Raw genomic sequence first — 8,460 nt, 5'->3', positions numbered from 1 at the left:
AGGGCGTGGACGCGGGCCGCGTGGCCCTGGAACCCATCCGCACGGAGCACTCCCCGAGGGTGACGCACCTGACCTACGCCGTCCGGGAGCGGTAGGCGCACGGCAGCTTCAGTTGATCGGTCCCTTGACGGTGTAGCGCAGCCACAGGCTGCCGTCGTGGAGCTTTCGTACGTCCTCCAGGCCGAACGCGGTCGGCACCGCGGTGGTGTAGCGCCCGTCGGCCTCGAACAGGGTTTGTGCGCCCTTGGTTCCGTCGGCGGCCGGGGTGAGCACGATGCTCACCTCGTCGCAGAGGCCGGCGCGGATGAACGACCAGTTCAGGCCGCCTCCCCCACCGAGTATCAGCTCCTCGGTCCCGAAGGTCGCACCGATCTTCTCGACCGCCTCTTCGAGGTCGAGTGAGTCTTCGCCGGCGATGAGGTAGGAAATTCCCAGGCGGCGAAGGAGGTCCTTGTACGCGTTGCTCGCCCGGCCCGAGAGGATCTCGACGATGTGGGCGTTCGTGTCGAAGTAGTCGATCGAGTTGCGCTCCCAGCCCAGCTGGCCGGACGGGTCGACCGAAAAGTAGTTCATGGGCGCGTCGGGGACGGCGATGTAGTCCCCCTCGGGGACGGGCGCAGCTGCTTCGTCCAATTCCGGCTTGCGGTAGTGGGTGAAGTTGTCTTCGCTGGAGATACGCCCGCTGAGCCATCCCTTGTGATCGCGGTAGTGCCGCCCGGGTCCGTAGGCCAGTGCGTAAAACTCCCGCTGTGACGCCATTCCGACGTCCGTCGGCAGGTAGTCGCCGACGATCTTCCCGTCGAGCGACATGTGCATGTGGCAGACGATGCGCGGACGACCCATGAGTGCGACCTCCTACGGTCTGACGATCTTGAACCGGCAACGGGGTACGTGGACGGCTCCGCCCGTCAGGACCGGCCCGGGCGCGGAAGGACGGATCACCGGCGAGGACCGGCCGAGTGTGCGACCCGGATGACCGCCTTGGTGCTTGGGGGTTTGCCCGTGGACGACGTCCACAACCGTGTGGCTGACCCCCCTGGGGCGGTTCGCTCAGGGGGTGAGGGCGTCCTGCTTGACACGGGTGAGGAGGTCGGCGAAGGCCTGGGGTGTGAGGGTGAGGTGGGCGGTGTCGGGGGCCTTGCTGTCCCTGATGGCGATGGCGCGGGGGAGTGAGGCCAGTTCTACGCAGTTGCCGTGATCGTCCGACCTTGTGGACTTGCGCCACTTGATGATCATGAGAGCGAGTCCAGTGTCTTGACGATGAAGGCTCGGGATGCTTCGACGGTCATTGAGGACATGCCGATCTGGTCATACCGTATCGCCTGTTCCGCGCTGGACGCCGGGTATGACGACGGGACGGCTGGCTGGGGGTGCCGCTGGTGGAGGCGCTCTCGGCCGGGTGCGGGGTGCGGGTGACCGAGCCGTTGAGCGTTCCTCTTTCCTTGCGGGGACGCCAAGGCGGCGGCGGAGCCGGTGGATCTGCTCCTGAAGCACCGCATGTTCCCTTCCACTTGGTAGGTCAAGGGAGTGTGTTCTTGTATATGTGGCCGTCCTTGATGATGACCTTCAGGTTTGTGGCGGGGTCCGCTAGGAGGGTCAGGTCTTGGGTGGGGTCGCCGTTGACCAGCAGGAGGTCGGCCCAGGCGCCTTCGGCGATGACGCCCAGGTGGGCCACGTGGGGTTTGGCGCCGTACTTGGCCAGGTCGGTGGCGGTCGGGATCTGGTAGGGGTCGCGTGCCCCGGCCTTGCGGAACAGTTCGGCGTTCGCGGACGTGGCGATCTTCAGGCCCTCGATCGGGCTGCCCGTCAGTCGGGCCAGGCGGGTGACCATGTCGCTCTGCCTGCCGCTCTTCGCGGGGTTCAGCATCAGGTCGGTGCCGAACGCGATGTTCACGCCGTGGTCGAGTGCCCAGCGGAAGGTGCGTTCCACCCCCTGGCACACCTGCCGGTTCTTTTCGGCTGACGCCGGGCTCGGGTAGTCGTGGTCGCTTTCGATGAAGGGCTGGGTGCACAGCCAGGCGTCGTGGTCGGCCATGTACTTGATGTCGTCTTCTTCGGCCAGTTGCCCGTGCTCGATCACCTGGACGCCCGCTTCGATCGCGCGGCGGATTCCGGTTCCGGTGTAGACGTGGACCGCCACGTAGTTGCCCCAGTCGGCGGCGGCCTGTACACCGGCGTGCAGTTCGTCCTGGGTGTACTGCAGGACGTCCAGGTGGTCGTAGGCCGAGGCGACTCCGCCGCCGGCCATCATCTTGATCTGGGCGGCGCCCTTCTTCAGCTGTTCGCGGACGCCGGCGAGCACCTGGGCGCGGCCGTCGGCGATCCGCATGAGCCCGAGTTGCTCGGCGCGCGTCGAGGTTCCGCCCAGGGCGGTCGGGACGTCGTAGACCATGCCGAAGTCGCCGTGGCCGCCGGTCTGCGACAGGCCCGCCTGGCTGGGGTAGATGCGCGGGCCGGGCAGTGCGCCCGCGTCGATCATCCGTTTGAGGTCGCCGGTGTCGCCGGCCATGTCGCGGACGGTGGTGAACCCGCGCATCAGCATCGCCTCGGCTTCGGCGGCGCCCTTCAGGAACGGCAGGCCGGTGCCGCTGAGCATCAGTTCGGCCTGGGTCGCGCCCGCCAGCACGAGGTGCGTGTGCGCGTCGCTGAGGCCGGGGATCAGGGTCAGCCCGCCGCCGTCGATGACCGTCGCGTCCCGGACGGGCGGTGGTTCCCCGGCGGCCACCTTCTGGATCTTGGAGTCCTCGGTCACCACGTGGCCGCTCCGGACGCCGTCGCCGATCCCATCGAAGATCCGCACGTTGTGGATCACGATCTTCCCCGGCTGTTCGTTCACGGTCGCCAACTGCCCGTTCGGCGGGCATCATGCCGCGAATCGCCAGGTCTTTAAGGAAGGTTTACGGGTCGCGCGGATCCTGCTGTTCGATGCGGCAGTCGTCGCCGATCGGACGGGTGATCGCCCAGAAACGCCGGAAGTGGCATTTCGACATTTTCCAGCGGCCGTCTTCGACCACGTACTCGTCGTCGTACTCGCCGGTGCTGACCGTCTCGGTGTTGTCGAGCAGGTTCACCTGGCGGAACTTCAGCGTCCAGCGGCCCGAGGCGCGGCCTTCGCCGTGGACGGTGATGTCCGGGTGCATTCCGTGGTGCATGTCGAGGATCACGTTCTCGCCGTCGACCTGCCGCAGGGCGATCCGTTCGAAGACCTTGACGATGCCGTCCGCGTCGTCGAAGGCGCCGAGGCGGTCGAAGTCGATCGAGGCGCCCGAGGTGATGAAGCAGGCCCGGAACTCCTTCGGGTCCTTGGTGTCGCAGGCCCGCAGGTAGCGGTGCTTGAGGGCCTTGATCTCCTCGATGGCCTCCAGCCGGGCGATGCGCGCGGCGAGGTCGGGGCTCGGTGGCTGCGGCATGGTGGCTCGACCTTCGGCCATGGGGGACGTCCCGTCCAGCGGTGTCCCGGTGAACGGGAAGGGCGGCCACCGCGCGGGGCCGGACGCTGATGATCGTTGCAACTGGCTCCGGCGGAGGAGGTCGGCATGCGCCCCAGCGAAGGCAGTGACCGCATGGTGGACGTCGGTGACATCGCCCTTCACGTGGTCGAGCAGGGGCAGGGGCTCCCGGTGGTGATGTGCCATGGCTTTCCGGGGCTCTGGTACAGCTGGCGTCATCAGCTTCCGGTCCTGGCGGCGGCCGGTTATCGGGCTATCGCGGTTGATATGCGCGGGTACGGGCGGAGTGGTCGTCCCGCCTCACCGGCGAGCTATGACCGGCGGCATACGGTGGCCGACATGGTCGGGCTCCTGGACGGGCTGGGCATCGACGAGGCCGTCTTCGCCGGACACGACTTCGGCGCCGCTCTCGTCTGGGACCTTCCCCAGTGGGCTCCGGGACGAGTCAAAGCGTTGATACAGCTCAGCGTCCCGCGCATGCCGGTTTCGGGGCGTCCGCCCACTGAGATCTATGCGCGGATGGCCGAGGAGCATTTCGTCCACGTCCACTACTTCCAGGAGGAGGGGCCTGCCGATGAGGAACTGGGCTCCGACCCTGAGCGCTTCTTGGCGAACGTGTTCTGGGCGCTCAGTGGCGGCTACCGGTACCTCGACATCTGGCGGCATCCAAGCGAAGACAACGGTTACCTCGATGTGTTGCCGGAAGCCCCGCCCCTGCCGTGGTCCTGGTTGTCACGGGAGGAGTTCGCCTACTACGTGGACGAGTTCCGCCGGACGGGCTTCACCGGTGGCCTCAACTGGTATCGCGCCTACGACCACGTCTGGAAGGAGAAGCAGACGCGTCCGGACGAGCCCGTCACCGTCCCGACGATGTTCCTCGTGGGGGAGCGCGACCCCGTCCTCCAGATGATGGGTTCGGAGGCGCTGAAGCAGATGGGGAAGCTGGTGCCGGGGCTTCGGGAGACCCACGTCATCGACGGGGCCGGACATTTCGTGCAGATGGAGGCCGCCGATGAGGTCAACGCCGCCATGACCGCCTTCCTCGCGGGCCTGGGGTAGCGCGCCCTGGGGAGGCGGCACGCGACCAATGCACGTCTGCGACCGGAGCCGGCCTGGTCAGCAGGGGCCCTCGTTGACGGACGTGCTGATCGAGTGGCTCCAAGGGCTGTCGCCGTCGCTGTTGCCGCCGATGTTCAGGTCGTTCTCGACCGTGACGGTGAGGCAGACGGGGTTCTTGCCATAGCGGTTCGTCAACTCGTACGTGCCGCCGCCGGCGGAGCGGATTTCAACGTTGCCGTCGCCTTCGTCGTTCACGGCTTCGTAGACGTCGGACGACGCGCCGGACGACGAGCCGATCCCGGATCCCGAGCCGCTGTCCACCTTGGACGCCGCCGCGGACGCCACCGCCCTCACCTGCGACGTGGAGTAGCCCTGCGGCTGGTTGTCGGCGGCGTTGACCATGCCGGCCCCGGCGAGCAGCAGGACACCGGACGTGATCAGACCGAACCGGTTCAACCCGAGCGCGGCGTCGGACGGCTCGTTGGCCTCCGGGTTCCGGTACTGCCAGGCGGCGAGCTTCCAGTAGAGCTTCCGCTGGTTCAGGCACCCGAGGACGAACATGACGGCCCCCAAGGCGAGAAGAAGGACGATCAAAGCTGTCATGGGGCCCTTCTCACGCCGATGGGGTTCTCAAGATCGGACGCATCCGGACGGTGTTTCGTTCGCTTTGGCCGGTTGCATCTCGCTCTGGACCGGGGTGAGGGGTGTCAGCGGGCGGGGAGGATGCGCCCCTGGACCTCGCCGAAGCCGATGCGCGTCCCGGACGGGCCCGGGGCGGTGGCGGTGATGGCCACCTCGTCGCCGTCCTCCAGGAACGTGCGGGGTTCGCCGTTGACGGTCACGGGTTCCTTGCCGCCCCAGGTGAGTTCGATGAAGGCGCCGCGCTGGTCCTTGGCCGGGCCGGAGACCGTCCCGGACGCGAACAGGTCACCGGTGCGGGACGAGGCGCCGTTCACCGTCATGTGGGCGAGCATCTGGGCCGGTGACCAGTACATCTCCCGATAGGGCGGACGGGAGACGACCTGCCCGTTCCATGTGACCTCCAGGGAGAGGTCCAGGCCCCACGGGTTCTTCTCGTGCAGGTACGGGAGGGGTTCGGGGTCTTGGGGAGGGGTGGCGACGCGGGCGGCTTCCAAGGCGAGGAGGGGTACGACCCAGGGCGAGACGGACGTCGCGAAGCTCTTGCCCAGGAACGGGCCGAGCGGCACGTACTCCCATGCCTGGATGTCGCGCGCCGACCAGTCGTTGACCAGGACGACGCCGAAGACCCGCTCACCGAAGTCGTCCGTGCTGACGGGGGTGCCGAGCGCGGAACCGGTGCCGACGACGAAGCCGACCTCTGCCTCGATGTCCAGGCGGCGGCTCTCGCCGAAGGTCGGGGCGTCCTCGCCCTTGCGCTGGCCGGTCGGCCGGTCGATGTCGGTCCCGGACGGCACTACCGTCCCCGCGCGGCCGTGGTACCCGACGGGGAGGTGTTTCCAGTTCGGCATGAGCGGTTCGGAGTCGGGCCGGAAGAGGCGGCCGAGGTTGGACGCGTGGTGCTCGGACGCGTAGAAGTCGACGTAGTCGGCCACCTCGAACGGCATGTGCATGGTGACCGCGCCGATGGGGTGGACGGCCGTGTCCGGCACGTCCCCGGAGACCAGGCTCAGTATCCGCTCACGGACCTCGACCCAGCGCGCGTGCCCTTGCGCCATGAAGGGGTTGAGGGACGGCGCGGCGAAAACGTCGTCCAGGACGGTGAGGTCCACGACCGTGTCGGCCACGCGGACGCCCACGCGGGGGGTGATCCCAGGCGTGGAGAACACGCCGTAGGGGAGGTTGGCGAGCCCGAAGAGGGAGTCTTCGGGGATCGCGATCCGGGTCATCGGGAGGTCTCCTGGAGCGCGGACGCGAGCAGCCCGAGGTCCGCGAGTTCGGTGAGGGGGTCGGTGATGCTGCACGTCCCGAAGGACAGGAAGCAGGCGCGGGCGGCGGCCGTCCTGCGTTCGCCGAGCCGAGCGACGCGGGACGCGACGGACCGGGCGTCGCGGTCGGCGAGGATGGCGGCGAGGTCGCTCACCGGGCGGCCGTCGAGGGCGGCGTCGGTCGCGAGCAGCAGGTTGAGGAAGCCGTGCTGGTGGAAGCCGGTCTCCGGGTCGGTGTTGCGGACGGGGTGGTGGAGCCCCGCGGTCGCCTTGAACGGGACGCCGGCGTCCACCACCGCCAGGATCGCGGCGGCGAGTTCGTCGGGGCTCGGGTACAGGTTGGCCTTCACGCCGCCGGTGCGGAACTTGGCGCGGTGCCCGCGGGCGGCGATCGCGGCGATCATCGCGGCGCGGCGGTCGTCCCTCGGCACCTCGACGTAGAGGGGGACGTCGACGCGGCCGAGCACGCGGAAGAACTCGTCCGGCCCCATTCCGGTGGGGACGGCGACCTCAAGCCCGCGCAGGTCGACGGGCAGGTCGGCGGCCGTCACGAGGGCCTTGGCCGCCTCGCACGGCCCACCCGGCGCCGTGATCGACAGGTCGAACGGATCGTTGTCGGTGAGCAGCCGGTCCAGTTCCCTCAGCGCGGCGGCCGGGAGGATGAGGGGACCGACGAGCGCCGCGTACGGGGCCGACCGGTGGTGACGGTGGGCGGGGACGGCGTCGGCGAGCGGCGCGAGGCCCGGCGGGAACACGGCGGCGTCGTCGCAGAGGCCGAGGGCGAACGCGGGGATCATGGCCGCCTCGCCCAGGTCCAGGCGTAGGCGCCGTCATCGCAGGCCAGGCCGCCTTCGCCGAGTTCGAGGGGACGGAACGTGTCGACCATGACGGCGAGCTCGTCGAAGAACTCGACGCCGATGCTGCGCTCGTAGGCGCCGGGCTGCGGGCCGTGCGCGAGGCCGCCGGGGTGGACCGAGACCGAGCCCTGCCCGATGCCGGAGCCCTTGCGGGCCTCGTAGTCGCCGCCGCAGTAGAACATGATCTCGTCGGAGTCGACGTTGGAGTGGTAGTAGGGCACCGGGATCGACAGCGGGTGGTAGTCGACCTTGCGGGGGACGAAGTTGCACACGACGAAGCCCGGGCCCTCGAACACCTGGTGGGCGGGCGGCGGCTGGTGGACGCGGCCGGTGATGGGTTCGAAGTCGTGGACGCTGAAGGTGAACGGGTACAGGCAGCCGTCCCAGCCGGCGACGTCGAACGGGTGCCGGGCGTAGGTCATGCGGGTTCCGGTGATGCCGCGCGAGCCGCGGTGCTTGACCAGGACGTCGACGTCGGTGCCGTCGGCCTGGAGGGGCTCGCCGGGGCCGTGCAGGTCGCGTTCGCAGTACGGGGCGTGCTCAAGGAACTGGCCGTAGCGCGACAGGTAGCGCTTGGGCGGCGCGATGTGCCCCATGGCCTCGATGGCGTAGGCGCGCAGGGGCTGGTCGCCGGTGGGCAGCCAGCGGTGGGTGGTGGAGGTGGGGATGATGACGTAGTCGCCCTGCTTGGCCGACAGCGCTCCGAAGACCGTTTCGACGGTGGCGGTACCGGACTCGACGTACACGATCTCGTCGCCGGTCGCGTTGCGGTACAGCGGCGAGTCGGCGGCGGACACGACGTAGGACAGGCGGACGTCGTTGTTGGCCAGGATGACGCGCCGCCCGGTGACGACGTCGGTGTCGGCCCACGTCTCCTTCGGGAAGAGGTCGTGCAGCTTGAGGTGGCGCGGCTTGAGGGGGTGGTTCGGTGTCGTGGAGGCGTCCGGGACGTCCCATGCCTGCGAGTCGACGATCGCCGACGGGATCTCCCGGTGGTACAGCAGGGACGAATCGGACGAGAAGCCTTCCTCGCCCATCAGTTCCTCGAAGTACAGCCGCTCGCCGCCGTCCCCGCCGCCGTGGCGGTGCTGGGTGTGGCGTTTCGGCGGGACGTGGCCGACCCGGCGGTAATGGGCCATGCTCCTTCGCCTCCGATGATTAACGCATTAACTACTTTGTGCCGACACT

Annotated in this window: 9 protein-coding genes; 1 reads left to right on the top strand and 8 read right to left on the bottom strand. The window is 68.8% G+C overall.

The features are described from left to right. Nucleotides 1–108: 108 nt before the first annotated feature. The 4 genes from AB0C35_RS37960 to AB0C35_RS37945 all read right to left on the bottom strand — a co-directional run bounded on the left by AB0C35_RS37960 (nt 109) and on the right by AB0C35_RS37945 (nt 3,431). Nucleotides 109–843, bottom strand: a complete 735-nt coding sequence (locus AB0C35_RS37960) for a dihydrofolate reductase family protein (RefSeq protein WP_358466910.1) — start codon at nt 841–843, stop codon at nt 109–111. A 207-nt stretch (nt 844–1,050) separates the two neighbouring features. After that, on the bottom strand, nt 1,051–1,236 hold the full coding sequence (locus AB0C35_RS37955) for a DUF397 domain-containing protein (protein ID WP_358466908.1): 186 nt from the start codon (nt 1,234–1,236) through the stop codon (nt 1,051–1,053). A 283-nt stretch (nt 1,237–1,519) separates the two neighbouring features. Continuing rightward, nucleotides 1,520–2,836 carry an amidohydrolase family protein gene (locus tag AB0C35_RS37950; protein WP_358466906.1) on the bottom strand — a complete coding sequence of 439 codons (1,317 nt, stop codon included), beginning with the start codon at nt 2,834–2,836 and terminating at the stop codon, nt 1,520–1,522. A gap of 61 nt (nt 2,837–2,897) precedes the next feature. Further along, complete coding sequence (locus AB0C35_RS37945; RefSeq protein ID WP_358466904.1) at nt 2,898–3,431, bottom strand: nuclear transport factor 2 family protein; 534 nt, start codon at nt 3,429–3,431, stop codon at nt 2,898–2,900. Between the two features lie 105 nt (nt 3,432–3,536). On the opposite strand from AB0C35_RS37945, the gene AB0C35_RS37940 reads away from it, so the two are divergent. Then, on the top strand, nt 3,537–4,508 hold the full coding sequence (locus AB0C35_RS37940) for an alpha/beta hydrolase (RefSeq protein WP_358466902.1): 972 nt from the start codon (nt 3,537–3,539) through the stop codon (nt 4,506–4,508). Nucleotides 4,509–4,565: 57 nt separating this feature from the next. Here AB0C35_RS37940 and AB0C35_RS37935 read toward each other — a convergent pair whose 3' ends face one another. The 4 genes from AB0C35_RS37935 to AB0C35_RS37920 form a co-directional block, all read right to left on the bottom strand. Next, nucleotides 4,566–5,111: a hypothetical protein gene (locus AB0C35_RS37935; protein WP_358466900.1), complete on the bottom strand. Its 546-nt coding sequence runs from the start codon at nt 5,109–5,111 to the stop codon at nt 4,566–4,568. A 104-nt stretch (nt 5,112–5,215) separates the two neighbouring features. After that, nucleotides 5,216–6,376, bottom strand: a complete 1,161-nt coding sequence (gene fahA, locus AB0C35_RS37930; RefSeq protein ID WP_358466898.1) for a fumarylacetoacetase — start codon at nt 6,374–6,376, stop codon at nt 5,216–5,218. After that, a complete protein-coding gene (locus AB0C35_RS37925) occupies nt 6,373–7,212 on the bottom strand; it encodes a hypothetical protein (protein WP_358466896.1) in 840 nt (279 codons plus the stop codon). Before AB0C35_RS37925 ends, fahA begins: the two co-directional genes overlap by 4 nt. Continuing rightward, complete coding sequence (locus AB0C35_RS37920; RefSeq protein ID WP_358466894.1) at nt 7,209–8,411, bottom strand: cupin domain-containing protein; 1,203 nt, start codon at nt 8,409–8,411, stop codon at nt 7,209–7,211. Before AB0C35_RS37920 ends, AB0C35_RS37925 begins: the two co-directional genes overlap by 4 nt. Nucleotides 8,412–8,460: the final 49 nt, after the last annotated feature.

The organism is Spirillospora sp. NPDC048819 (genome assembly GCF_040650055.1).
Classification (GTDB): domain Bacteria; phylum Actinomycetota; class Actinomycetes; order Streptosporangiales; family Streptosporangiaceae; genus Spirillospora.
Note: the sequence above shows the minus strand (reverse complement) of the source record. Positions and strands in the feature narration are given on the sequence as shown.

Bases quoted from the DNA above. Each gene is read 5' to 3' on its own strand.
- AB0C35_RS37960 (WP_358466910.1), bottom strand. From the start codon at position 843: ATGGGTCGTCCGCGCATCGTCTGCCACATGCACATGTCGCTCGACGGG.
- AB0C35_RS37955 (WP_358466908.1), bottom strand. From the start codon at position 1,236: ATGATCATCAAGTGGCGCAAGTCCACAAGGTCGGACGATCACGGCAAC.
- AB0C35_RS37945 (WP_358466904.1), bottom strand. From the start codon at position 3,431: ATGGCCGAAGGTCGAGCCACCATGCCGCAGCCACCGAGCCCCGACCTC.
- AB0C35_RS37940 (WP_358466902.1), top strand. From the start codon at position 3,537: ATGCGCCCCAGCGAAGGCAGTGACCGCATGGTGGACGTCGGTGACATC.
- AB0C35_RS37935 (WP_358466900.1), bottom strand. From the start codon at position 5,111: ATGACAGCTTTGATCGTCCTTCTTCTCGCCTTGGGGGCCGTCATGTTC.
- fahA (WP_358466898.1), bottom strand. From the start codon at position 6,376: ATGACCCGGATCGCGATCCCCGAAGACTCCCTCTTCGGGCTCGCCAAC.
- AB0C35_RS37925 (WP_358466896.1), bottom strand. From the start codon at position 7,212: ATGATCCCCGCGTTCGCCCTCGGCCTCTGCGACGACGCCGCCGTGTTC.
- AB0C35_RS37920 (WP_358466894.1), bottom strand. From the start codon at position 8,411: ATGGCCCATTACCGCCGGGTCGGCCACGTCCCGCCGAAACGCCACACC.